Here is a 21,539-nt window from a genome sequence, read left to right on the forward strand (position 1 = left end):
GGCGCACGCGGCGTGCGGCTACACGTAGTCCGCGAAGATGCGCGAGATCTCGGCGACCTCGTCGGCTGACGGGTGCCAGGCCGTCGCAGCCTCGGCGTTCGCGACGATCTGCTCGGGCTTGGTCGCTCCCGCGATCACCGAGGTGAGGCCCGGCTGCGCGAGCAGCCAGCCGAAGGTCGCCTGCAGCATCGTGATGCCGCGGGCGTCGGCGAACGCCTGGTACTCGTCGATCAGGTCCCATGGGGCGTCATCGACGATGTTGCGCCGCCCCTGCATGATGCGACTGTCGGCGGGGCCGCCCTCGCGGCTGAACTTGCCGGTGAACAACCCGTTCTGCAGCGGGAAATAGGGCAGGAAGCCGAGGCCGTACCTGTTCACGGCCGGCAGCACCTCGCGCTCGGCACCACGCACCAGCAGGTTGTAGTGGTTCTGCGCCGAGATGAACTTCGGGTGCCCGTGCAGCACCGCCTGGTACTCGGCGTCGGCGATCTGCCAGCCCGCGAAGTTGGAGTGGCCGATGTAGCGCACCTTGCCTTCGGTGATCAGGTCGTCGAGCACGGACAGGGTCTCTTCGATCGGCGTCGATTCGTCGGGCCGGTGCAGCTGGTAGAGGTCGATCCAGTCGGTCCCCAGGCGGGAGAGCGACGACTCGACGGCGCGGCGCACGTAGCGGCGCGAGGCGCGGGCGCCCCAGTCAGGGCCGTTCGCGCCGTCCATGTCCATGCCGAACTTGGTCGCGAGCACGATGCGGTCGCGCTTGCCCTTGAGTGCGTTGCCCATCAGCGTCTCCGACAGGCCCTTCTCGCCACCGCCGTAGACGTCGGCGGTGTCGAACAGGGTGACACCCGCGTCGATGGCGGCATCGATGACCGCATTCGTGCCCTCTTGCGTCTGGGTCGCCGTGCCGGGCCGGCCGAAGTTGTTGCAGCCGAGGCCGACGGTCGAGACGACCAGGCCGGAGGCGCCGAGGGTGCGGTATTCGATTTCTGCCATGACTCGAGCCTAGGCAGAGCCGCCGACACTCTTCTTATGCGGATGCCTCGAATGCGGCATCCGTCGCCTTCAGTACACGCGTGATGTTGCCGCCTGCCAGCGCGGCGAGGTCGTCGGCGCTCCACCCGCGGCGCGCGAGCTCGGCGAGCAGATTCGGGTAGTCGCCGGTGTCCTCGAGCCCTTCAGGGAACTCCGGGGAGCCGTCGAAGTCGCCGCCCACGCCGATGTGCTCGACGCCGGCGACGTCGCGCGCGTGCTCGACGTGGTCGGCGACGTCGGCGACCGTGACCCGCGGCTTCTCGCCCTCGCGGCCCGACTCGGTCCACTCCTTGTAGGCGGTCGAGACGAACTGCGGCACGAAGGTGATCATGACGACGCCGCCGTTGGCCGGCATCCGCTCGAGAACGTCGTCGGGCACGTTGCGCACGTGATCGGTGACGGCCCGGCATGAGCTGTGGCTGAAGATGACGGGCGCGGATGCCTCGTCGAGCGCATCGTGCATCGTGGTCGGCGCCACGTGCGACAGATCGACGAGCATGCCGAGCCGGTTCAGCTCGCGCACGAGCTCCCGGCCCCGATCCGAAAGGCCGCCGTGCTGCGGTTCATCGGTCGCGGAATCCGCGAACTCGGTCGTGAGCCAGTGCGTGAGGGTCAGGTAACGCACACCGAGCCGCGCATACTGCCGCAGCACCGCGAGCGAGCCATCGAGCTGGTGGCTGCCCTCCGCGCCGAGGAAGCTGGCGACGGTTCCCACCTGGCGCGCCCGCTCGAGATCAGCGGCGCTGCGGGCCAGGGTGAAGTGCTGCGGGTGGCGTTCGGCGAGGCGTCGCACGAAGTCGATCTGCTCGAGGGTCTCACGCACGGCGACGGCACCGGCGCGTCGGTCTTCGACGTAGACGGACCAGAACTGGCCACCCACTCCCCCGCGCTTCAGCCGCGGCACGTCGGTGTCGAACGCGTCACCCAGCGGCTCGTCGAGGCCCTCGACCGAGTAGTCGCGCTGGTCCCTGACCTCCCACGCCCAGTCGTTGTGGCCATCGATGATCGGATGCTTCGCGAGTGCGTCTCGGACCGTGTCCTGCGGGTCAGCCATGCCTCATTCTGTCGTGTCGTGCGACCGATCTTCCCCAGCACAGGCCAGCGCGCCGCGAGCTTCTCAACCGATGTCCGATTCCCGCGAGCCGGTGTCGGTGGCCGCGGTTACTGTCGAGACATGACCACCGCGATTCCCCTCTTCCTGGCGCGCACCGATTCGCCGATCGGCCGCCTCGAGCTGACCAGCGACGGCGACGCCGTCACGTCGCTGTCGATCGCCCGCGACGGGCACCTTCCCCTCGAGACCCTGCCCGAGAACTCGAACGCCGTGCTCGACGAAGCGGTACGGCAGCTCTCCGAGTACTTCGGCGGCACACGCACCGCGTTCGACGTGCCGCTGCACCTCCGGGGCACGGACTTCCAGAAGTCCGTCTGGGCGATCCTCGCGCGGCTGCCCTTCGGCGAATACACGTCATACGGCGAGATCGGCCACGAGCTCGGCCTGCTGACCGCGGGGCGCGCCGTCGGGGGTGCGGTGGGGGCGAACCCGGTGCCGCTGCTCATCGGCTGCCACCGCGTGCTGTCCTCCGCCGGCCGGGTCACCGGCTACAGCGGCGGCGAAGGGATCCCCACAAAGCTGTGGCTGCTCGCCCACGAGGGAATCACGCTCGCCGCATGAGCGTATCGACGTTGCCGGGAATTGCCCCGCGCGTGGGAGCGCGCGAAAAATGACTGCGTATCGCGACGCCGTTGAGGGCGCAGACGGGAAGTGGCGGTGCGCCTGGTCGGTCTCAACCCCCGAATACATCGCCTATCACGACGATGAGTGGGGGTTCCCGCTGAAAGACGAGCGGCGTCTGTTCGAGAAGATCTGCCTCGAGGGATTTCAGGCCGGTCTCTCGTGGATCACGATCCTGAAGCGGCGCCCCACCTTCCGGGCCGCTTTCGCCGACTTCGACCCCACCATCGTTGCGGAGTACGGCGAAGACGACATCGAGCGGCTGCTCGCCGATCCGGGCATCATCCGGCACCGCGGCAAGATCGAGGCGACCATCAACAACGCCCGCGCCATGCTCGCGCTCGACCGACCGCTGGTCGAGCTGGTGTGGTCGTTCGCGCCCGAGCCGGGCTCGCGCCCGCGGCCTCAGTCGTTCCTCGACGTGCCCGCAGTCACACCCGAGAGCACCGCGCTCAGCAAAGCGCTGCGGAAGCGGGGCTTTCGCTTCGTCGGGCCGACCACGATGTACGCGCTGATGCAGTCCGCCGGTCTGGTCGACGACCACGTGGCGGGGTGCTGGCGCGCGACCGGCTGAGGCGGCCGCGACACAGGTCAGTCAGGTCGAGGCGCACCCCTAGGCGCGTCTCAGTCCCATCGACCCACGCGTCTCGCGACTGCCCGACCGCAGCGCGAGACTAAGGGAGACCGTGGGGCGGCAACCGATTCGCGCGTGCGCCTCGACCCGACTTGTAATGAGCATATCTCACCTACGGCCTCGGGCAATGGCTGCGACTACCCCCGTTCGCGGCGCGCCGACGACCGACAGCCTCAGCCGGCCACGCGCTATGCGGCCACAGTGACGAGCGTGACCGTTCCCGCGTGCCGGGCATCCGTCGCATCGCCCGGCTCCAGCCGGAAGCCATGCGCAGCGCCCCACTCGACAAACTCGGCGACAGAGGTCGGCGTCTCGCCGCTTGCGGCATACGCTCGCGCGAGCTCGCCCTTGGCGTGCTTGTTGAAGTGATTGAGCGCACGGCGCCGACCGTCCGCGCCCTCGGCGACCACCTCGAGGCGGATGCCGTGCGGCACCGGCCCCAGCGCGGAGTAGCCCTGCGATCGCGCGTCGAGAACGAGGCCGCTCTCATTCGCGAGCGCCTCGGCCGCGGCATCCGCCCACAGCGCCTTCAACCGCACTCCGGGAAGACGCGAATCGTGCGACAGCCGGTAGTCGGGAATCTCATCCAGAGCCCCGATCGGGCCGAGCACCGCCGAATGGATCACGACGTGCCGCCCGAGGTGCTCACGCGCTTCCTGCGGCAACGACGCCGCGTCGAGCGCGTCGTAGAGCACCCCCGTGTAGCGATCGGCGGCCGGCAGCAGCTCAGACGTCTCGAGGGCCCGGTTCTTCGCGACCTCGTGGTGCTGCTTCACGCCGAGCTTCAGCGCCTTGACCGCGGCCTCGTGGTCTTCGGCGAGGGCGGCGACCGCGTCGAGGGTGGCCCGGCGGGCATCCGTCAGCATCGGGAAGCGCAGGCTCGACAACGCGAGCCGCGAGCCGGGCGCGCCGCCCGCGCGCTTGGTCTCGGACGGGGGCAGAAGAAGGAGCAAATCGGATTCCTGCGATGAAGGGGGCTCGATACGCGCGGCTCCGCGCGCGCTAGTCGACCACCGGTGGAATGCGGAAGTCCCGCCCCGGCGAGCGGGACGGGACTTCCGTTGAGAGAGACAGACGAGCGTCGTGCGCCGGGCTAGGACCGGCACAGCATGGGTTCAGACCAGCTCGGCCTTGGAGGCGACGATCGTGACGATGTCGGCCGCGACCGAGAAGTAGCCGCCCTCGGCGTTCGCCGTGATGCGCTCACCGCCCGGCAGCGTCAGGCGCACCTGGCCGCTGGCGAGCAGTGCGAGCACGGGCTCGCGGCCGGGTAGCACGCCGATCTCGCCGTCAGTGGTCTTGGCGACGACCATGGCCGCCTCGCCCGACCACACCTTGTGGTCTGCGGCGACCACGCTGACGTTGAGCAGCTTCGCCATGGCCTACGCGTTCTCCTTCTGGATCTGCGCCCACTTCTCTTCCACGTCGGAGATGGCACCGACGTTGAAGAACGCCTGGACGGCGACGTGGTCGAACTCGCCCTTGGCGATCGCGTCGAACGACTCGATGGTGTCCTTGATGGGAACCGTGGAGCCCTCGACACCGGTGAACTTCTTCGCCATGTAGGTGTTCTGCGAGAGGAACTGCTGGATGCGGCGAGCACGCTCGACCGTGATCTTGTCCTCTTCGGAGAGCTCGTCGACACCGAGGATCGCGATGATCTCCTGCAGCTCCTTGTTCTTCTGCAGGATCTGCTTCACCGTAGTGGCCACGCGGTAGTGGTCCTCACCGATGTAGCGCGGGTCGAGGATGCGCGAGGTCGAGGCCAGCGGGTCGACCGCGGGGTACAGACCCTGCGAGGCGATCTCACGCGAGAGCTCGGTGGTCGCGTCGAGGTGCGCGAAGGTGGTCGCCGGGGCCGGGTCGGTGTAGTCGTCGGCCGGCACGTAGATCGCCTGCAGCGAGGTGATCGAGTGGCCGCGCGTCGAGGTGATGCGCTCCTGCAGAACACCCATCTCGTCGGCGAGGTTCGGCTGGTAGCCCACCGCGGAGGGCATGCGGCCGAGCAGCGTCGACACCTCGGAGCCCGCCTGCGTGAAGCGGAAGATGTTGTCGATGAACAGCAGCACGTCCTGCTTCTGGACGTCGCGGAAGTACTCGGCCATGGTCAGCGCCGAGAGGGCGACGCGCAGACGCGTCCCCGGCGGCTCGTCCATCTGGCCGAACACGAGAGCGGTCTTGTCGAAGACGCCGGCCTCGTCCATCTCGTGGATGAGGTCGTTGCCCTCACGGGTGCGCTCGCCGACGCCGGCGAACACCGACACACCGCCGTGGTCCTGCGCGACGCGCTGGATCATCTCCTGGATGAGAACGGTCTTGCCGACGCCCGCGCCGCCGAACAGGCCGATCTTGCCACCCTGCACGTACGGCGTGAGCAGGTCGATGACCTTGATGCCGGTCTCGAACATGGTCGTCTTCGACTCGAGCTGGTCGAACGAGGGCGCCTTGCGGTGAATCGGCCAGCGCTCGGTGATCTCGATCTTCTCGCCGGGCTGGGCGTTGAGGACCTCGCCGGTCACGTCGAAGACACGGCCCTTGGTGACGTCGCCGACGGGCACCGAGATGGGAGCGCCGGTGTCGCGCACCTCCTGGCCGCGGACGATGCCGTCGGTCGGCTTCAGCGAGATGGCGCGCACGAGGTCGTCGCCGAGGTGCTGCGCGACCTCGAGCGTGATCTCGCGGGCCTCTTCCTCGTCGCCCGTGAAGCTGATGGTGGTCTTGAGGGCGTTGTAAACCTCAGGGATCGCGTCGTGGGGGAACTCGATGTCCACGACGGGACCGGTGACGCGCGCAACGCGGCCGACGCCGGGCGCGGTCTGTGCGCCCGTGCCGGGGGTCTCGGCGGTGATGGTCATTGTTGTCTCTCTCTGTCTCTCAAACAGGCTGTGGGGTCAGGACGCGAGGGCGTCGGCGCCGCCGACGATCTCGGAGATCTGCTGCGTGATCTCTGCCTGACGTGCGTTGTTGGCGAGGCGCGTGTAGTTGGTGATCAGCTTGTCCGCGTTGTCGGATGCCGACTTCATCGCCTTCTGCGTGGCGGCGTGCTTCGACGCCGCAGACTGCAGCAGGGCGTAGAAGACGCGGCTCTCGATGTATGCCGGAAGCAGCCGGTCGAGCACCGTCTCGGCGTCGGGTTCGAACTCGTACAGCGGGGCGACGCCGTCGACGTCTGGCACCGAGTCGTCCTCGAGCTTGCCCTCGATCTGCAGCGGCAGCAGCCGGCGCACGGTCGGCGTCTGCGTGATCGAGCTCACGAAGCGGTTGAACACGCCGTGGATCTCGTTCACGCCGCCGTCGGCCTCTTCACGGGTGAAGAGCTCGATCAGCTTGTCGCTGATCTCCTTCGCGAGCTCGAACGAGGGCTGGTCGGTCTCGCCCGTCCAGCTCTCGAGGTACGCCCGCTTGCGGAACGCGAAGTAGCCCACCGCCTTGCGGCCGATCAGGAAGTACTCCACCTCTTTGCCCTGCTCTTTGAGCAGCGCCTCGAGCTGCAGCGCCTGGCGGATCACCTGCGAGTTGAATGCGCCGGCAAGACCGCGGTCAGACGTGAAGACCATGATCAGCGCGCGCTTGATCGACTTCGGCTCGGTCGTCAGGATGTGCTCGACGTTCGAGCGGTGTGCGACGAGCGCCACCGCCTTCGAGATCTCCTGCGTGTAGGGACCGGCCTCGTTCACGCGAGCGAGCGCCTTCGCGATGCGGCTCGCGCTGATGAGCTCCATCGCGCGGGTGATCTTCTTCGTCGTCTGCGCGGACCGGATCTTCGACCGGTAGATGCGAAGCTGAGCGCCCATGACTAGCGGTTCCCGGCGATCTTCTCCTGCTCGACAGCGTCGGCGTCGAGCGCCTCGTGCTGCTCAGAACCGGGGGCGGCCAGGGGCTGGCCCTTGCCGGTCTGGAACTCGAGCTTGAACTTGTCGATCTGCGAGGAGATCTCGGCGACCGTCTCGTCGGAGAGCTGGCCGGACTCACGCAGCGTGTCGAGCACCTTGGTGTTGCGACGCAGGTGGTCGAGCAGCTCGCTCTCGAAGCGGAGGATGTCCTCGACCTCGATGTCGTCGAGCTTGCCGTTGGTACCGGCCCAGATCGAGACGACCTGCTCCTCGACGGGGTACGGCGAGTACTGCGGCTGGCGCAGCAGCTCGGTCAGACGCGCACCGCGCTCGAGCTGACGGCGCGACGCCGCGTCGAGGTCGGAAGCGAACATCGCGAACGCCTGCAGCGAGCGGTACTGGGCCAGCTCGAGCTTCAGCGTGCCGGAGACCTTCTTGATGTGCTTCAGCTGCGCGTCGCCACCGACACGCGAGACCGAGATACCGACGTCGACCGCCGGGCGCTGGTTCGCGTTGAACAGGTCGGACTGCAGGAAGATCTGGCCGTCGGTGATCGAGATCACGTTGGTCGGGATGTAGGCCGAGACGTCGTTCGCCTTGGTCTCGATGATCGGCAGACCGGTCATCGAGCCGTGGCCGAGGTCGTCGGACAGCTTCGCGCAGCGCTCGAGCAGGCGCGAGTGCAGGTAGAACACGTCACCCGGGTATGCCTCGCGGCCCGGCGGGCGGCGCAGCAGCAGCGACACGGCGCGGTAGGCCTCAGCCTGCTTGGTCAGGTCGTCGAAGATGATCAGGACGTGCTTGCCGCCGTACATCCAGTGCTGGCCGATGGCCGAGCCGGTGTAGGGGGCGAGGTACTTGAAGCCGGCCGGGTCCGAGGCGGGGGCCGCGACGATGGTGGTGTACTCCATCGCGCCGGCCTCTTCTAGGGCGCCCTTCACCGAGGCGATGGTCGAGCCCTTCTGGCCGATCGCGACGTAGATGCAGCGCACCTGCTTGTCGGGGTCGCCGGTCTCCCAGTTGGCCTTCTGGTTGATGATCGTGTCGATCGCGATCGCGGTCTTGCCGGTCTGGCGGTCGCCGATGATCAGCTGGCGCTGGCCGCGGCCGATCGGGATCATCGCGTCGATCGCCTTGATGCCGGTCTGCATCGGCTCGTGCACCGACTTGCGCTGCATGACGCCGGGCGCCTGAAGCTCGAGGGCGCGGCGGCCCTCGGTCGCGATCTCACCGAGGCCGTCGATCGGGTTGCCGAGCGGGTCGACGACGCGGCCGAGATAGCCGTCGCCGATGCCGACCGAGAGCACCTCGCCGGTGCGGGTGACTTCCTGGCCCTCTTCGATGCCGCCGAACTCGCCGAGCACGACGACGCCGATCTCGTTCTCGTCGAGGTTCAGCGCGAGGCCGAGGGTGCCGTCCGCGAAGCGGACGAGCTCGTTCGCCATGACGCCCGGAAGACCCTCGACGTGGGCGATGCCGTCAGCGGCGTCGAGCACGTGGCCGACCTCGGTGGCGGTCGCCTTGCTGGGCTCGTACGACGTGACGAAGTCCTTCAGCGCGTCCCGGATCTCGTCGGGGCTGATGGAGATGTCTGCCATGTTGTTCCTTTTGTAAGCGAGGCGGCTGGCCTCAGCGGTGAAGACCGGTGTTATGCGAGCTGGAGCCGCACGTCGGAAAGACGCGTGGCGACGCTCGAGTCGATGACGTCGTCGCCGACCCGCACGCGCAGGCCGCCGATGAGCTCGGGGTCGATGACGGAGTTGAAGGCGATCGCCTTGCCGTAGCGCTTCGAGAGCGCCGCGCGCAGGCGGTCGAGCTGGGCGGCGGTGAGCGGCTGCGCGCTGGTCACGGTGGCGAGGACGGCCTGCTTCTGGTCGGCGACCGTCTGCTGGGCCCAGCGCAGGGACTCACGGATGCCGCGGCCGCGCGGGTCTGCGACGAGCTGCCGCACGATCGCAACGGTCTGCGCCGAGGCCTTCGTCTGCAGCAGCCGCTCAACGACACCGACCTTGGCGGCCGGGTCGGCGAGCTTGCTGCGCAGAGCGAGCTCGAGCTGGGCGTCGCCGGCGACGGCGCGGCCGACCGCGAACAGCTCGTCGCTGATCGAGAGCGACTCAGGAGCCGAATCCGCGATCGCGCGCACGCCAGCCTCTTCGAGACCGTCGACGATGTCGCCGGGCTCCGACCAGCGCTGCTGCGCTGCGGTGCTGAGAACGGCGAGCGCCGCCCCGGACACCTTGCCGGCGAAGACGCGCTCGACGAGCGCCTTCTTCTCGGCCGGCTCGGCCGTCGGGTCGGCGACCGCGCTGCGAAGCTGCACCGAGGAGCCGAGCAGACGCGCGAGCGAGAACAGCTCCTCGCCGGCGCCGAGGTCGGCAGCGCCGCCCTGCTGCGCGAGGGTGTCGCGCACAGCGGTCAGCGCTTCGCGGGTGGCACTGCCCATCAGGCCTGCGCCCCCGCCTTGCCCTCGCTCGCCTCGAGCTCGGCCAGGAAGCGGTCGACGATGCCCGCCGCCTTGTCGTCGTCCTTCAGCGATTCGCCGATGACGCCGGAGGCCAGGTCGATCGCGAGCGTGCCGACCTCGCTGCGCAGCTGCGCGGCGGCCTGCTTGCGCTCGGCCTCGATCTGAGCCTGAGCAGCCTGGGTGACGCGGGCGGCCTCGAGGGTCGCCTGCTCCTTCTGCTCGGCGATGATCCGCTTGCCCTCTTCACGAGCCTGCTCCTTGATCGAAGCGGCCTCGGTGCGGGCATCCGCGAGCTGTGCCGTGTACTGCTCGAGCAGGGCCTCGGCCTTGTTCTGCGCCTCGTCGGCCTTCGCGATGTTGCCCTCGATCGCCGCGGCGCGGTCGTCGAGCAGCTTGGTGAAGCTCGGGATGAACTTCCACACGAAGAACACGACGACGACCACGAAGCACAGCGCCGCCCAGATGAGGTCGGACCACTCCGGGATCAGCGGGTTCTTCGTCGCCTCCGCCGCAGCTACGACTGCGTGAACCATCACGCCTCCTTATTGCTTGGTGCTGGCGGGGGTCAGGACGTGAAGATGAAGTACGTCGCGATACCGATGAACGCGAGCGCCTCGGTGAACGCGATACCGATCCACATCAGAACCTGCAGGCGCGAGGCCAGCTCGGGCTGACGGGCGACACCCTCGATCGTCTTGCCGACGACGATGCCGACGCCGATGGCCGGGCCGATGGCCGCGAGGCCGTAACCGACGGTGGCGATGTTGCCGGAGATAGCAGCGATGTCCACTGTGTGTGTTTTCCTTCCGTGATCAGGACGGCGGGTGCCGGCCCGGTTAGTGCTCGTCCGCCACTGCCAACTGAATGTAGACAGTGGTGAGGATTGCGAAGACGTATGCCTGCAGCAGGCCGACCAGCACCTCGAAGAGCTGGAAGGCGAAGCCGAAGGCCAGGGTGCCGAGGCCGAAGGCCTTGAGCGCGATGGGTGCTTCGATGAAGAAGAAGGTCGTCGCGGTGAAGAACAGCACCAGCAGCAGGTGGCCGACGATCATGTTCATCAGCAGTCGCAGCGTCAGCGTGATGGGACGCACGATGAACGTCGAGATGAACTCGATCGGGGTCACGATGATGTACAGCGGCCACGGGACGCCCGCGGGGAACAGCGCGTTCTTGAAGAAGTGGCCGGTGCCCTTGCGCACGCCTGCGTAGATGAACGCCACGTAGGACACCACCGCCAGCAGCAGCGGCACACCGATCACGGAGGAGCCGGCGATGTTCATGAACGGGATGACACCCGTGATGTTCATGAACAGCACGAAGAAGAAGATCGAGGCGATCAGCGGGAAGAAGCGACGGCCGTCCTTCTTGCCGAGGAGGTCTTCGACGACGCCGACGCGGATGAAGTCGAGGCCCATCTCGACGACCGACTGGAAGCGGCCAGGCACGAGCTTCATCGAGCGCGTGCCGATCCAGAACAGGACGATCAGGGCGATGGTCGCGACGACGCGGATCAGCATCACGCGGTTCATCTCGAAGACCGTGCCCTGGAACAGGACCCCGCCCGGGAAGAACTCGTCGATCGAGGGGCCCTGGAACTGACCGTCGTTGGCCGAGGACGAAACCAACAGGTTCACAGCGTTACTGAACAGCGCTATCTCCTGATTCAGGCACCGAGCGCCCCGATGAAAGGGCGACGATGGAGTTATGCCGAGCCCTGCGCGGCATATGCCGCGGAGCAGGCAGGGGGATCGGAATCACTCTACAAGACAATCGGGATGCGTTCGAATCAATCGACTGTCAATCGGCGCGGATTCCTCGCCATTTGCCGAACAGAGCCCTATTCTTTCTCGCCCGATTCGGACCGACCGCGCTCACCGGGGCCGACGGCGATCGGAATCCGGCTGCGGATCACGACCACGACATCGACGAAGAGCGAGCCGAGCACGCCCGCGATGATCGACAGGAACAGCACGTAGGCGTTGACCCACGGCTGGTGCCGCAGCAGCACCGCGATCACGATGAAGACGATGAACTTGATGATCCAGCCGCCGAGCACGATCGCGAAGAAGATGCCGGCGAAGAGCTCGCCGCCCGCGTAGCGATTGGCGAACAGGATGCTTGCCGCGGTGATGCCGAGGAAGACGAGGCCCATCGCCGCACCGATCAGCGCGCTCGTGACGCCCACTCCCCCGGCGAAGATCGCGCCGAGCACGACGGCGACCACGGCGATCGCCGCGACGATGATGGCGTCCCATTTCAGGGCGGTGCGCATCACCTGGTTGACGGCGGATTCCGGGCGCGGGGCGGTCATGAGGCCTCCTCTTTCTGGACGACCTCGATCGTCGGGTCGATGCCGTGCGCCTCTGCTGCCAGGACGGTGCGGCGGCGGCCGAGCGGCGCAAGAGTGACGACGGTGCACGCCAGCAGCCCCACGACCACGAACGCGATCGCCACCCACGTGGGCACGGTCGGCGAGAACGAGAACAGCAGCATGCCGATCGAGACGACCGCCGTCCATGCGTAGAAGATCAGCACCGCGTGGAAATGCGAGTGGCCCATGTCGAGCAGGCGGTGGTGCAGATGCTTGCGGTCGGCCGCCATCGGCGACCGCCCCGCGTTGACGCGCCGGATGACGGCGAGCCCGAAGTCGAGGAACGGCACGATCAGCACCGCCAGCGGCAGCACGATCGGCAGGAACGCGGACAGCAGGTGGGTGCGGCCGACGACATGCTGCAGCGTCGACGGGTCGAACTGGCCCGTCACCGCGACTGCGCTCGCCGACATCAGCAGCCCGATGAGCAGGGCACCGGCGTCGCCCATGAACATGCGTGCGGGGTGCCAGTTGAGCGGCAGGAAGCCGACGCACGCGCCGATCAAGATCGCGGTGATGACGGATGCCAGAGAGAAGTAGTTCATCGGGCTCGTGCGGACCGTGATCGAGTACGTGTAGACGAGGAACACGCAGTTCGCGATCAGTGCGACGCCGACGACCAGTCCGTCGAGCCCGTCGATGAAGTTGATGGCGTTCATCGTGAGCACGATCACGATGACCGTGATGATGACGCTGGTGAGGGGCGACCACACCGTGAGACCGCCGATCGGCAGCGACAGGATCTGCACGCCCGACCAGGCGACGAGCCCGGCGGCCACCATCTGGCCGGCGAGCTTGGTCATCCAGTCGAGGTCGACGAGGTCGTCGACCACGCCGATCACGACGATGAGCAGGCTGCCGCCGAGGATGCCGAGAACGGGCTTCGGGTCGTTGAAGACGATCTGCAGCAGCGGGAACCTGCCCGAGAACTGCCACGCGGCGCCGAACGCGATGAGCACGCCGAAGAAGATCGCGACGCCGCCCAGGCGGGGCGTCGGCCGCGTGTGCACGTCGCGCTCGCGGATCGCCGGATAGAGCTTGAAGCGCAGCGCGAGGCGGTAGACCGCCCACGACAGCCCGAAGGTCACGAGCGCGGTGAAGAGACCGAGCAGCGCGAGAAGGGTCATAGGGCGTCAGGCTTCCGGGTCGGAGCCCGCTGCGGCCTCGGTGTCGGCGGCGGCCGCATCCGCCTCGGCGGCCGGCTCGTCGGAGTCGGCCTGGACCGGCTCGGCGGGCGCAGCGGTGTCGTGCGCCTCCGAGGACCCATCGCCCAGGGCGGCCTCGGCCGCCGCTGCCTCGACCTGCTCGGGGGTCTCGAGCTTGTCGCCGATCACCGCGCGCAGCTGATCGGCCGAGACGACGCCCTGGCGAAGAATCCGCACCCCGCGTCCGTCCGCGAGCCCCGTGACGTCGACGATCGTCGACGACTCGCTCGCCCCCGTCTCGGTGACGCCGTCGTAGGCGGCGCCGGCGAGGCCCGCGTCGAGGTAGACCTCGATCGCGTCGCCCAGCATCTCTTCGGCGGCCACGGCCGTCTTGGCAGCGGGCAGACCTGTCTTGTTGGCGCTCGACACCGCGAGCGGGCCGGTCTCACCGAGCAGCTCGAGGGCGATCTTGTGGTCGGGCATGCGCAGGGCGACGGTGCCGTGCGTCTCGCCGAGGTCCCAGATGAGCGACGGCTGGGCGGTGAAGACGATGGTGAGGCCGCCTGGCCAGAACGCCTCGGCCAGCTGTCGAGCCTCGTCCGGCACGTCCGCGGCGAGCGCGTCGAGGGTCTTGAGGTCGCCGATCAGCACGGGAGGCGGCGACTGCCGACCACGGCCCTTGGCGTCGAGCAGCCGCTGCACGGCGGCCGCGTTGAACGCGTCGGCTGCGACGCCGTACACCGTGTCGGTGGGGATCACGGCGAGCTCACCGCGGCCGAGCGCCTGGCGGGCCAGGCGGGTTCCGGTGAGCAGTTCGTCGGGGTCTGAGCAGTCGTAGATCGAGGGCATGACAGCCGAAGTCTACTTATGACTTGCTTGCAACTCGCTTCGCGCCGCTGGCAGGTCTTGACGCGGCATCCGTAACTGCTTATGGTCTACGCAATGTGTATGTCATACACATTCATCTATCCCCTAAGCAGAAAGGGCCGATCATGGACCCGAATGCAATCGAGGTCGTCGCGCTGCGGAAGCGCTACGGCCGCCGCTGGGTGCTCGACGGCGTCGACTTCGCTGCGCGCCGTGGCACCGTGCTCGCGCTGCTCGGCCCGAACGGCGCGGGCAAGACCACCACTGTGGGCATCCTCAGCACCCTGCTGCGCGCCGACGGCGGCACGGCCCGCGTCTGCGGGCACGACGTCGCGCAGGCGCCCGATCGCGTGCGCCGCAGCCTGAGCCTCACCGGGCAGTACGCCGCGGTCGACGGTTTCCTCACCGGTCGCGAGAACCTCGCGCTGATGGCCGGCATCGCCGGCTTGCGCGGGCGCGCCGCACGGGCTCGCGTCACGCAGCTGCTCACCGATTTCGAGCTGACGGATGCCGCGAGCCGCCGCGTCTCGACGTACTCCGGTGGCATGCGCCGACGGCTCGATCTCGCCATCAGCCTGCTGCCCCGACCGGAGGTGCTCGTGCTCGACGAGCCCACCACCGGCCTCGACCCGCGCAGCCGCACCCAGGTGTGGCAGGCGGTGCGCGACCTCGTGGCAGGCGGCACGACGGTGCTGCTGACGACGCAGTACCTCGACGAGGCCGATGCCCTCGCCGACGACGTCGTCGTGCTCGACCAGGGCGGCGTCATCGCGCACGGCTCCCCCGCCGCGCTGAAGCGCCGCGTCGACACCGACCGCGTGGTGGTCTCGTTCGCAGATCGGGCGTCGCTGGCTCTCGGGCAGGCTGCCTCGCCGCAGGCATCCGTCGACCCTGACTCACTCACGCTCGCGATCGCCACGGCGGACGCCGCGGCCACCCTGCGCACGCTGTTCGACGGCGCCCCTGGCGCGAACGTCGCCGACGTGCGCATCGAGCGCCCGACGCTCGACGACGTGTTCCTCACCCTCACCGGGCGCCGCTCGGAGACTTCAGAACAGGAGGCGGCGGCATGACCGCGCTCACCACGACCCTCGCGCCGGCACGCGCTGCGTCCGGCATCCGCCCACTGGGCGACACCACGCGCCTCATCGGGCGCGAGCTGCGGCGCACCCTGCGCAGCTTCGACAGCCTGTTCTCGAGCCTGCTGCTGCCGACGGTGATCATGCTCGTCTTCGTCGAGATCTTCGGCGGCGCCGTGGACCGCGACGGGCACTACGTGAACTACGTGGTTCCCGGCGTGCTGATCCTGTGCGTGGGAATGGGCGCGTCGTTCACGGCGATCAGCGTCGCGCAGGACATGACCTCCGGCGTCATCGACCGCTACAAGACGCTGCCCATGTTCGAGCCGGCCGTGCTGCTCGGCCACGTCGTCGCCGGAGTGCTGCGCAACCTCGTCGCGTGCATTCCGGTGGTGCTGGTCGCTGTCGCGCTGGGCTGGCGGCCCGCGGCGGACGCCGGCGGCTGGGTGCTCGCCTGGGCCTACCTCGCGCTCGCGGCGCTCTCGTTCACCTGGATCACCTGCTTCGCCGGCCTCGTGCTCTCCGTCGATGCGGCGCAGTCGGTGAACTTCGTGTTCCTGTTCGTGCCGTACATGTCGAGCGGGTTCGTGCCGGTCGACACCATGCCGCACTGGCTGCGCGGCTTCGCCGAGCATCAGCCATTCACACCGATCATCGAGACGGTGCGCGGCCTGTTCGCCGGCAGCGCGGACGGCGCCACCGTGGCGGCGGCGCTGGCGTGGCTGATCTCGCTGGGGGTCGCCGCGGTCGTGGCATCCGTCATCGTCTATCGCCGGCGCACGCTTGCCTGATCTCGTTCCCGAGTGGGTGCTTCCTAGACTGGCCGACATGGCCGACCAGTCAGAGCCCGCGCTGCCCCACGCCATCGCTCTGGCGTGGGGCGTCGCGGCCAACCCGCAGCGCGGACCCAAGCGCGAGCTGTCGATCGAGCGCATCGTCGAGACTGCGGTCGGCATCGCCGACGCGGAAGGCCTTGGGGCAGTTTCGATGGCGCGGGTGGCGCAGGAGCTCGGCTACACAACCATGTCGCTGTACCGCTATGTCACCGCGAAGGACGACCTGCTGAAGCTCATGCAGGATTCGGTGTCGGGCATCGAACTGCCTGCGGCGGGCGGCGAGGACTGGCGCGCCGAGCTGCGCCGGTGGACCCTTGCGACGATGACGCAGCTGGCGAAGCATCCGTGGATCACCGAGCTGCCGATCACCGGCATTCCCATGATGCCCGGCGAGCTCCGAACGCTCGAGGATGCACTCGCGGCCCTTGCTCGCACTCCGCTGAGCGGACTCGAGAAGATGGCGGCGATCCTCGTGCTGGCCAATCACGCGCGCGTCGCGGTCGCCATCCAGCACCAGCTGAGTTCCGCAGGCGTCTCGCCTGAGGAGGCGACGGGCGCGGCATATGAGACCGTGCTGCGCGAGCTGCTCGACCCGGCGGAGTTCCCCGAGCTGCGGAAGGTGCTGGATTCCGGCCAGCTCACCGACCAGGAGTTCGACGACGCCGCCTTCGGGCTCGAGAGGATTCTCGACGGCCTCTCGGCATACGTCGCGGCGAAGGGTTCAGGGGCCGAAGCGCCCGCGCCGCCGAAGCCCGACTCAGATCTGGAGCATTACGCGAAAGATCCCAAGGTGAAAGAGGCGGCGCAGCGCCGCCGCGAAGCCGAGAAGGCGCTGCGCGAGGCGCAGAAGCGCGAACTCGAAGCGCTCAAGAACGCGCGTGAGCGGGCGAAGGCCGCGGCAGAGCGCGAGGCGGCGCGGCGGCGCGACTGACGCGGGCGCGCGTCAGCAACGCACGATTTGGCACGCAGCGGGGGCCTTTTCGGGTGACGGATCGTGCATTGTGTGCCGAAACGTGCGCGCGGCTCAGGGGCGCAGCGCCGTCGTGGCGCGGTCGCGACCGGTGAGGTCCGGGTGGGTGGATGCCGCGCGCCAGCCGTCCGCGGCGAGGATGCCGCGGATCTCCTCGCCTTGCAGCTCTCCGTGCTCGATGACCAGCAGGGCACCGGGGTGCGCGAGCCGCAGCGCGGTGTGCGACAGCGCGCGCACGAGGTCGAGGCCGTCGGGTCCGCCGTAGAGCGCCATCGCGGGGTCGAACAGCCGCACCTCGGGGTCGCGCGGGACCGCATCGGCCGGGACATAGGGCGGGTTCGAGATCACGACGTCGACCGTGCCGTCGAGCTCGGCGAGCAGTGCAGGGTCGACGAGATCACCCTCGACGAGCGTCGCGTTGGCGGCGCCGGATGCCTCGAAGTTGCGCCGGGTCCACGGGAGCGCGTCGGCCGATTTCTCGACGCCGAACACCCGGGCGTGCGGCACCTCGACGGCGAGCGACAGGGCGATCGCACCGCTGCCGGAGCCCAGGTCGACGGCGATCGGCTCGGGTCTCGCGGCCTGCCGCAGTGCATCGATCGCGAACTGCACGACGTGCTCGGTCTCGGGCCGTGGCACGAAGACGCCGGGGCCGACGGCGAGCTCGAGCGACCGGAAGGCGGCGGTGCCGGTGATGTGCTGCAGGGGCTCGCGCGCGGCGCGCCTCGAGGCGAGCTCACGCACCTTCTCGACGACGGATGCGTCGGCCGAGGCATCCGTCAACGCCATCGCCTGCACGCGCCCACGCGACGCATCCGTCACAAACCCGATCAGCAAAGCGGCGTCGACGGCGGGAGTGGGCACTCCTGCGTCGGAAAGCTGCTGCGTGACCTCGCTGAGCAAGCCTCGGATCGTAACGGGCGTCGTGTTCATAACCTCAGCAACAATAGGCTTTCGCTATGGCCGAGATTCTTCCTGACATCACCAAGGCGGTGGGCGGAACGCCCCTCGTCACGCTGAACCGCGTCACCGACGACGCGGGCGCCACCGTGCTCGCGAAGCTCGAGTTCTTCAACCCCGCGTCCAGCGTCAAGGACCGCATCGCGGTCGCCATCATCGACGCAGCCGAGGCCGATGGCGTCCTCACCGAGGGCGGCACGATCGTCGAGGCGACGAGCGGCAACACGGGCATCGGCCTCGCGATGGCTGCGGCCGCGCGCGGCTACAAGGCGATCATCGTCATGCCGGACACTATGAGCCTCGAGCGCCGCGCCATTCTGCGCGCGTTCGGCGCCGAGCTCGTGCTCACCCCGGGCGCAGACGGCATCAAGGCCTCGATCGCCAAGGTGCAGGAGATCGTGGCGAACACAGAGGGCGCCATCTGGGCGCGCCAGTTCGAGAACCAGGCGAACCCGACCATCCACTACACGACCACTGGCCCCGAGATCTGGGAAGCGACCGGCGGCAAGGTCGACGTCTTCGTCTCGGGCATCGGCACCGGCGGCACCATCACCGGCGCCGGCCGCTACCTCAAAGAGCAGAACCCCGAGGTCAAGGTCGTCGCCGTCGAGCCGGCCGAGACCGAGGTGCTGCGCGGCGGCGCCCACGGGCCCCACAAGATCCAGGGCATCGGCGCCGGCTTCATTCCCGAGGTGCTCGACACCGAGATCTACGACGAGGTCTTCCCCGTGCCGAGCGACGACGCCATCGCGACCGCGCGCCGCCTCGCCGCCGAGGAGGGCGTGTTCGCGGGCATCTCGTCGGGCGCCGCAGTGTTCGCGGCGGTGCAGCTCGCGAAGCGCCCCGAGAACGCCGGAAAGACGATCGTCGCCGTCGTTCCCGACACCGGTGAGCGCTACTTCTCGACGGCGCTCTACAAGCACCTCGCCGAGGCCGACGCGTAGGTGCCTGCCCACCCCCTGCGCGCCCTGCGCGAGGACATCGCCGCGGTCAAGCGCCGCGACCCGGCCGCCCGTTCGGCGGTCGAGATCGTCCTCGCGTACTCCGGCATGCACGCGATCTGGGCGTACCGCATCGCGCACCGGTGGTGGCGCTCCCCCGGTCTGAGCCTGGCCGCGCGGCTGCTCTCGCAGGCCGCGCGGTCGGCAACCGGCGTCGAGATCCACCCCGGTGCGACGATCGGCCGCCGCCTCGTCATCGACCACGGCATGGGCGTCGTGATCGGCGAGACTGCGGTCGTCGGTGACGACGTGCTGATCTACCACGGCGTCACCCTCGGCGGGAACCGTCGCGGGCACAGCTCGAAGCGTCACCCGACGGTCGGCGACGACGTCGTGATCGGCGCCGGTGCAAAGCTCATCGGCGACATCTCGATCGGCTCGCACAGCCAGATCGGCGCGAACGCCGTCGTGACGCACGACTTCCCCGAACATTCGGTGCTCACGGGAATCCCTGCAACGAACCGCAACGCGCACGTCTAGCGCGTTCAGCCACACGCAGTGCCACCTTCATGCGGCGACACTAGATGCCGTTACCCCCTCGCGCGGCGACACTAGATGCCGTTTCGAGGCGCCGATTCCGACGTCTATTGTCGCCGCGCGAAGGCGTGGGGGCGGTTACTGCGCGACGCTCGGGTCCCACTCCTCGGGAAGCGGCGCGATCGGCGCCACGCGTGAGGTGATCTCGACCGCCGAGCCGCTGGCCGCGGCATCCCGGATCCCCAGCAGCACGTCGAGAACGTGCGACGCCAGGGCTCCGGACGCGCGCTCGGGAACTCCCGCGCGAATCGCCCGCAGCAGCTCGACGATGCCCGTGCCGCGGCCGAACGCGGCGCCGGTCGCCGGAATCACGGTCGGCTCGCTCTGCCCATACCGCCAGAGAGTGCTGTCGCCGTCGAAGTTGTTCGGGTCGGGCAGGCTGATCGTGCCCTCTGTGCCGTTGATCTCGACGAAGCCGGCCCGCGGCAGCGCGTGCTGGAACGAGAACGTCGACTGTGCAGAGGCGCCGCTGGCGAACTCGATCAGCGCCGCGTGATGCGTGGGCACCTCGACCGGGAAGGTCTGGCCCGCGCGCGGCCCGCTTCCGATCGTGCGGCTGTCACGCGACTTCGACGACACCGCCTGCACGCGCGAGGCGGACCCGAAGGCGTGCACGAGCGTCGTGACGTAGTACGGCCCCATGTCGAACAGCGGCCCGGCGCCCGTCGCGAACAGGAAGTCGGGGTTGGGATGCCACGACTCGGGCCCCGGCACGTGGAACATCGTGGTCGCCGTCAGCGGCTCGCCGATGTCGCCGCGGGCGATCGCACGCAGTGCGGTCTGGATGCCTGCCCCGAGCACCGTGTCGGGGGCGCACGCCACGCGCAGGCCGGCCTTCTCAGCCGCGGCGAGCAGCTCCGCCGCCGAGTCGTGGTCGAGCGCGACGGGCTTCTCGCTCCACACGTGCTTGCCCGCCGCGATGATGCGGTGGCCGACCTCGGTGTGCGCCGCCGGGATCGTGAGGTTCACGACCAGCTCGATGTCGTCGCGCGCGAGCAGGTCGTCGACCGTGCCGAAGGCGGGCACGCCGTACTCTTCGGCCTGCGCCTGCGCACGCTCCAGGTCGATGTCGGCGACCATGCGCACCTCGACCTCTTCGAACGTCGTGAGGTTCTTCAGGTACTGGGTCGAGATGTTGCCCGCGCCGATGATGCCGATTCCGGTGCGGCCCGCCGCACCGCCGGTCGCCCCGCTCACGCGGCGGCCTCGCTGTCGTTCTCGGCGAGCCACGCGAACGACTCGGCGATGCCGGCGAACACGTCGCCCTTGTAGGCGTCGAACTCCACGACGCGCAGCGCGGCGGGCGCAGCAGCGAGGATCGCCTTGACATCGACGTCACCCTGGCCGGCGGGGGTCTGGTTCTCGAACGCGGCCTTGAGCGCCTCGGGCACGATCAGAGCGCTCTCGCTGCTCGGCAGCACGTCGCGAATGGCCTCGTCGATGCGGCCGTCCTTCACGTGGATCGCGCGCACACGCTCCCCCAGCGAGCGCAGCACGGCCGGGGCATCCGCACCGCCCACGGTCGCCCAGAACGTGTCGACCTCGAGCACGACGCCCGGCTCGAGCTGCTCGGCGAACAGCTCGAAGACCGGACGCCCGTCGAGCTTGTTCGTGAACTCCCACTGGTGGTTGTGATAGCCGAACTCGAGGCCGCGAGCGGCGGCCTGCTGGGCCAGTTCGTTGACGCGCTCGGCGAGGCCCTTGACCTGGTCGGCGGTCTGCCAGCGCTCGGTCGGGATGAACGGGTCGATCACCGTGTGGATGCCGAGCTCGGCCGCCGCGTCGAAGATGACCGCAGGGTCCTCCGCGTCGATCACGGGCGCGTGCCCGGAGGGCGCCTCGACGCCGGCTGCGGTGAGCGCGCGCTTCAGGTCGGCGGTGCGCAGGTGGAAGGCATACGGCTCGGCCTTCGTGAAGCCGATCTCGGCGAGCCGCGCGATCGCGTCGTCGACGTTCGCATCGACGGCGTCGCGCACGGAGTAGAGCTGGACGGAGGGGGACGACATAGGGCACTCCTTTGTTGCAGACGTCTGACCACGACGATGCTATAACGAAACCCGTACAGTGGAAGATAT

At 68.8% G+C, this 21,539-nt stretch carries 24 protein-coding genes; 7 read left to right on the plus strand and 17 right to left on the minus strand.

Annotated elements, in window-relative coordinates:
* Nucleotides 1-18: 18 nt before the first annotated feature.
* Complete coding sequence (locus ABD736_RS13640) at nt 19-993, minus strand: aldo/keto reductase (protein ID WP_344792411.1); 975 nt, start codon at nt 991-993, stop codon at nt 19-21.
* 34 nt (nt 994-1,027) lie between these two features.
* Nucleotides 1,028-2,086, minus strand: coding sequence for a dipeptidase (locus tag ABD736_RS13645; protein WP_344792412.1), 1,059 nt, complete (start codon nt 2,084-2,086; stop codon nt 1,028-1,030).
* A 120-nt stretch (nt 2,087-2,206) separates the two neighbouring features.
* Between ABD736_RS13645 and ABD736_RS13650 the strand changes: the two genes are divergently transcribed.
* Both ABD736_RS13650 and ABD736_RS13655 read left to right on the plus strand, forming a co-directional pair.
* Complete coding sequence (locus tag ABD736_RS13650) at nt 2,207-2,707, plus strand: methylated-DNA--[protein]-cysteine S-methyltransferase (protein WP_344792413.1); 501 nt, start codon at nt 2,207-2,209, stop codon at nt 2,705-2,707.
* A 49-nt stretch (nt 2,708-2,756) separates the two neighbouring features.
* Nucleotides 2,757-3,341, plus strand: coding sequence for a DNA-3-methyladenine glycosylase I (locus ABD736_RS13655; protein ID WP_344792414.1), 585 nt, complete (start codon nt 2,757-2,759; stop codon nt 3,339-3,341).
* A gap of 248 nt (nt 3,342-3,589) precedes the next feature.
* Here ABD736_RS13655 and ABD736_RS13660 read toward each other — a convergent pair whose 3' ends face one another.
* From ABD736_RS13660 to ABD736_RS13715, 12 genes are all read right to left on the minus strand, one after another.
* Nucleotides 3,590-4,354, minus strand: coding sequence for a YaaA family protein (locus ABD736_RS13660; protein WP_344792415.1), 765 nt, complete (start codon nt 4,352-4,354; stop codon nt 3,590-3,592).
* A 162-nt stretch (nt 4,355-4,516) separates the two neighbouring features.
* A complete protein-coding gene (locus tag ABD736_RS13665; protein ID WP_344792416.1) occupies nt 4,517-4,780 on the minus strand; it encodes a F0F1 ATP synthase subunit epsilon in 264 nt (87 codons plus the stop codon).
* Nucleotides 4,781-4,783: 3 nt separating this feature from the next.
* Nucleotides 4,784-6,256: a F0F1 ATP synthase subunit beta gene (gene atpD, locus ABD736_RS13670; protein ID WP_344792417.1), complete on the minus strand. Its 1,473-nt coding sequence runs from the start codon at nt 6,254-6,256 to the stop codon at nt 4,784-4,786.
* A 36-nt stretch (nt 6,257-6,292) separates the two neighbouring features.
* Nucleotides 6,293-7,195 (minus strand): F0F1 ATP synthase subunit gamma, encoded by a 903-nt coding sequence (locus ABD736_RS13675; protein ID WP_344792418.1) that lies wholly within the window; start codon nt 7,193-7,195, stop codon nt 6,293-6,295.
* Between the two features lie 2 nt (nt 7,196-7,197).
* Nucleotides 7,198-8,832, minus strand: coding sequence for a F0F1 ATP synthase subunit alpha (atpA, locus tag ABD736_RS13680; RefSeq protein ID WP_344792419.1), 1,635 nt, complete (start codon nt 8,830-8,832; stop codon nt 7,198-7,200).
* 50 nt (nt 8,833-8,882) lie between these two features.
* Nucleotides 8,883-9,677 carry a F0F1 ATP synthase subunit delta gene (locus ABD736_RS13685; RefSeq protein WP_344792420.1) on the minus strand — a complete coding sequence of 265 codons (795 nt, stop codon included), beginning with the start codon at nt 9,675-9,677 and terminating at the stop codon, nt 8,883-8,885.
* Nucleotides 9,677-10,231, minus strand: coding sequence for a F0F1 ATP synthase subunit B (locus ABD736_RS13690; RefSeq protein ID WP_344792421.1), 555 nt, complete (start codon nt 10,229-10,231; stop codon nt 9,677-9,679). Before ABD736_RS13690 ends, ABD736_RS13685 begins: the two co-directional genes overlap by 1 nt.
* Before the next feature lie 32 nt (nt 10,232-10,263).
* Nucleotides 10,264-10,488: an ATP synthase F0 subunit C gene (gene atpE / locus ABD736_RS13695; RefSeq protein ID WP_344792422.1), complete on the minus strand. Its 225-nt coding sequence runs from the start codon at nt 10,486-10,488 to the stop codon at nt 10,264-10,266.
* A gap of 46 nt (nt 10,489-10,534) precedes the next feature.
* Nucleotides 10,535-11,332 (minus strand): F0F1 ATP synthase subunit A, encoded by a 798-nt coding sequence (gene atpB / locus ABD736_RS13700; RefSeq protein ID WP_344792423.1) that lies wholly within the window; start codon nt 11,330-11,332, stop codon nt 10,535-10,537.
* Nucleotides 11,333-11,535: 203 nt separating this feature from the next.
* Nucleotides 11,536-12,009, minus strand: a complete 474-nt coding sequence (locus tag ABD736_RS13705) for a Cg1360 family ATP-synthase-associated protein (RefSeq protein WP_344792424.1) — start codon at nt 12,007-12,009, stop codon at nt 11,536-11,538.
* Nucleotides 12,006-13,196 (minus strand): MraY family glycosyltransferase, encoded by a 1,191-nt coding sequence (locus ABD736_RS13710; RefSeq protein ID WP_344792425.1) that lies wholly within the window; start codon nt 13,194-13,196, stop codon nt 12,006-12,008. Before ABD736_RS13710 ends, ABD736_RS13705 begins: the two co-directional genes overlap by 4 nt.
* A gap of 6 nt (nt 13,197-13,202) precedes the next feature.
* Nucleotides 13,203-14,063 carry an L-threonylcarbamoyladenylate synthase gene (locus tag ABD736_RS13715; RefSeq protein WP_344792426.1) on the minus strand — a complete coding sequence of 287 codons (861 nt, stop codon included), beginning with the start codon at nt 14,061-14,063 and terminating at the stop codon, nt 13,203-13,205.
* 143 nt (nt 14,064-14,206) lie between these two features.
* On the opposite strand from ABD736_RS13715, the gene ABD736_RS13720 reads away from it, so the two are divergent.
* Genes ABD736_RS13720 through ABD736_RS13730 form a run of 3 tightly spaced genes read left to right on the plus strand, consistent with a single transcriptional unit; the run spans nt 14,207 to nt 16,927 of the window.
* Nucleotides 14,207-15,154 carry an ATP-binding cassette domain-containing protein gene (locus ABD736_RS13720; RefSeq protein WP_344792427.1) on the plus strand — a complete coding sequence of 316 codons (948 nt, stop codon included), beginning with the start codon at nt 14,207-14,209 and terminating at the stop codon, nt 15,152-15,154.
* Nucleotides 15,151-15,951: an ABC transporter permease gene (locus ABD736_RS13725; RefSeq protein ID WP_344792428.1), complete on the plus strand. Its 801-nt coding sequence runs from the start codon at nt 15,151-15,153 to the stop codon at nt 15,949-15,951. Before ABD736_RS13720 ends, ABD736_RS13725 begins: the two co-directional genes overlap by 4 nt.
* Before the next feature lie 37 nt (nt 15,952-15,988).
* Nucleotides 15,989-16,927: a TetR/AcrR family transcriptional regulator C-terminal domain-containing protein gene (locus ABD736_RS13730; protein WP_344792429.1), complete on the plus strand. Its 939-nt coding sequence runs from the start codon at nt 15,989-15,991 to the stop codon at nt 16,925-16,927.
* A 93-nt stretch (nt 16,928-17,020) separates the two neighbouring features.
* On the opposite strand, the gene prmC is transcribed toward ABD736_RS13730, so the two are convergent.
* A complete protein-coding gene (gene prmC, locus ABD736_RS13735; protein ID WP_344792430.1) occupies nt 17,021-17,899 on the minus strand; it encodes a peptide chain release factor N(5)-glutamine methyltransferase in 879 nt (292 codons plus the stop codon).
* 26 nt (nt 17,900-17,925) lie between these two features.
* On the opposite strand from prmC, the gene cysK reads away from it, so the two are divergent.
* Both cysK and cysE read left to right on the plus strand, forming a co-directional pair.
* Nucleotides 17,926-18,870: a cysteine synthase A gene (gene cysK, locus ABD736_RS13740; RefSeq protein ID WP_344792431.1), complete on the plus strand. Its 945-nt coding sequence runs from the start codon at nt 17,926-17,928 to the stop codon at nt 18,868-18,870.
* The gene (gene cysE, locus ABD736_RS13745; RefSeq protein ID WP_344792432.1) at nt 18,871-19,407 is read left to right on the plus strand and encodes a serine O-acetyltransferase; all 537 of its coding nucleotides are present in this window, start codon (nt 18,871-18,873) and stop codon (nt 19,405-19,407) included.
* A 135-nt stretch (nt 19,408-19,542) separates the two neighbouring features.
* Here cysE and ABD736_RS13750 read toward each other — a convergent pair whose 3' ends face one another.
* Nucleotides 19,543-20,661, minus strand: coding sequence for a Gfo/Idh/MocA family protein (locus tag ABD736_RS13750; RefSeq protein WP_344792433.1), 1,119 nt, complete (start codon nt 20,659-20,661; stop codon nt 19,543-19,545).
* Nucleotides 20,658-21,470 (minus strand): sugar phosphate isomerase/epimerase family protein, encoded by an 813-nt coding sequence (locus tag ABD736_RS13755; RefSeq protein WP_344792435.1) that lies wholly within the window; start codon nt 21,468-21,470, stop codon nt 20,658-20,660. The genes ABD736_RS13750 and ABD736_RS13755 overlap by 4 nt, the downstream gene beginning before the upstream one ends.
* Nucleotides 21,471-21,539: the final 69 nt, after the last annotated feature.

Source organism: Gryllotalpicola daejeonensis (genome assembly GCF_039538145.1).
Lineage (GTDB): Bacteria > Actinomycetota > Actinomycetes > Actinomycetales > Microbacteriaceae > Gryllotalpicola > Gryllotalpicola daejeonensis.

Excerpts from the sequence above, each read along its gene's own strand:
- ABD736_RS13655 (WP_344792414.1), top strand. The coding sequence starts at position 2,757 with ATGACTGCGTATCGCGACGCCGTTGAGGGCGCAGACGGGAAGTGGCGG.
- ABD736_RS13650 (WP_344792413.1), top strand. The coding sequence starts at position 2,207 with ATGACCACCGCGATTCCCCTCTTCCTGGCGCGCACCGATTCGCCGATC.
- ABD736_RS13705 (WP_344792424.1), bottom strand. The coding sequence starts at position 12,009 with ATGACCGCCCCGCGCCCGGAATCCGCCGTCAACCAGGTGATGCGCACC.
- ABD736_RS13665 (WP_344792416.1), bottom strand. The coding sequence starts at position 4,780 with ATGGCGAAGCTGCTCAACGTCAGCGTGGTCGCCGCAGACCACAAGGTG.
- ABD736_RS13720 (WP_344792427.1), top strand. The coding sequence starts at position 14,207 with ATGGACCCGAATGCAATCGAGGTCGTCGCGCTGCGGAAGCGCTACGGC.
- ABD736_RS13715 (WP_344792426.1), bottom strand. The coding sequence starts at position 14,063 with ATGCCCTCGATCTACGACTGCTCAGACCCCGACGAACTGCTCACCGGA.
- cysK (WP_344792431.1), top strand. The coding sequence starts at position 17,926 with ATGGCCGAGATTCTTCCTGACATCACCAAGGCGGTGGGCGGAACGCCC.
- atpA (WP_344792419.1), bottom strand. The coding sequence starts at position 8,832 with ATGGCAGACATCTCCATCAGCCCCGACGAGATCCGGGACGCGCTGAAG.
- ABD736_RS13690 (WP_344792421.1), bottom strand. The coding sequence starts at position 10,231 with ATGGTTCACGCAGTCGTAGCTGCGGCGGAGGCGACGAAGAACCCGCTG.
- ABD736_RS13675 (WP_344792418.1), bottom strand. The coding sequence starts at position 7,195 with ATGGGCGCTCAGCTTCGCATCTACCGGTCGAAGATCCGGTCCGCGCAG.
- ABD736_RS13730 (WP_344792429.1), top strand. The coding sequence starts at position 15,989 with ATGGCCGACCAGTCAGAGCCCGCGCTGCCCCACGCCATCGCTCTGGCG.
- ABD736_RS13710 (WP_344792425.1), bottom strand. The coding sequence starts at position 13,196 with ATGACCCTTCTCGCGCTGCTCGGTCTCTTCACCGCGCTCGTGACCTTC.
- ABD736_RS13685 (WP_344792420.1), bottom strand. The coding sequence starts at position 9,677 with ATGGGCAGTGCCACCCGCGAAGCGCTGACCGCTGTGCGCGACACCCTC.
- ABD736_RS13645 (WP_344792412.1), bottom strand. The coding sequence starts at position 2,086 with ATGGCTGACCCGCAGGACACGGTCCGAGACGCACTCGCGAAGCATCCG.
- atpD (WP_344792417.1), bottom strand. The coding sequence starts at position 6,256 with ATGACCATCACCGCCGAGACCCCCGGCACGGGCGCACAGACCGCGCCC.
- ABD736_RS13725 (WP_344792428.1), top strand. The coding sequence starts at position 15,151 with ATGACCGCGCTCACCACGACCCTCGCGCCGGCACGCGCTGCGTCCGGC.
- ABD736_RS13755 (WP_344792435.1), bottom strand. The coding sequence starts at position 21,470 with ATGTCGTCCCCCTCCGTCCAGCTCTACTCCGTGCGCGACGCCGTCGAT.
- ABD736_RS13640 (WP_344792411.1), bottom strand. The coding sequence starts at position 993 with ATGGCAGAAATCGAATACCGCACCCTCGGCGCCTCCGGCCTGGTCGTC.
- prmC (WP_344792430.1), bottom strand. The coding sequence starts at position 17,899 with ATGAACACGACGCCCGTTACGATCCGAGGCTTGCTCAGCGAGGTCACG.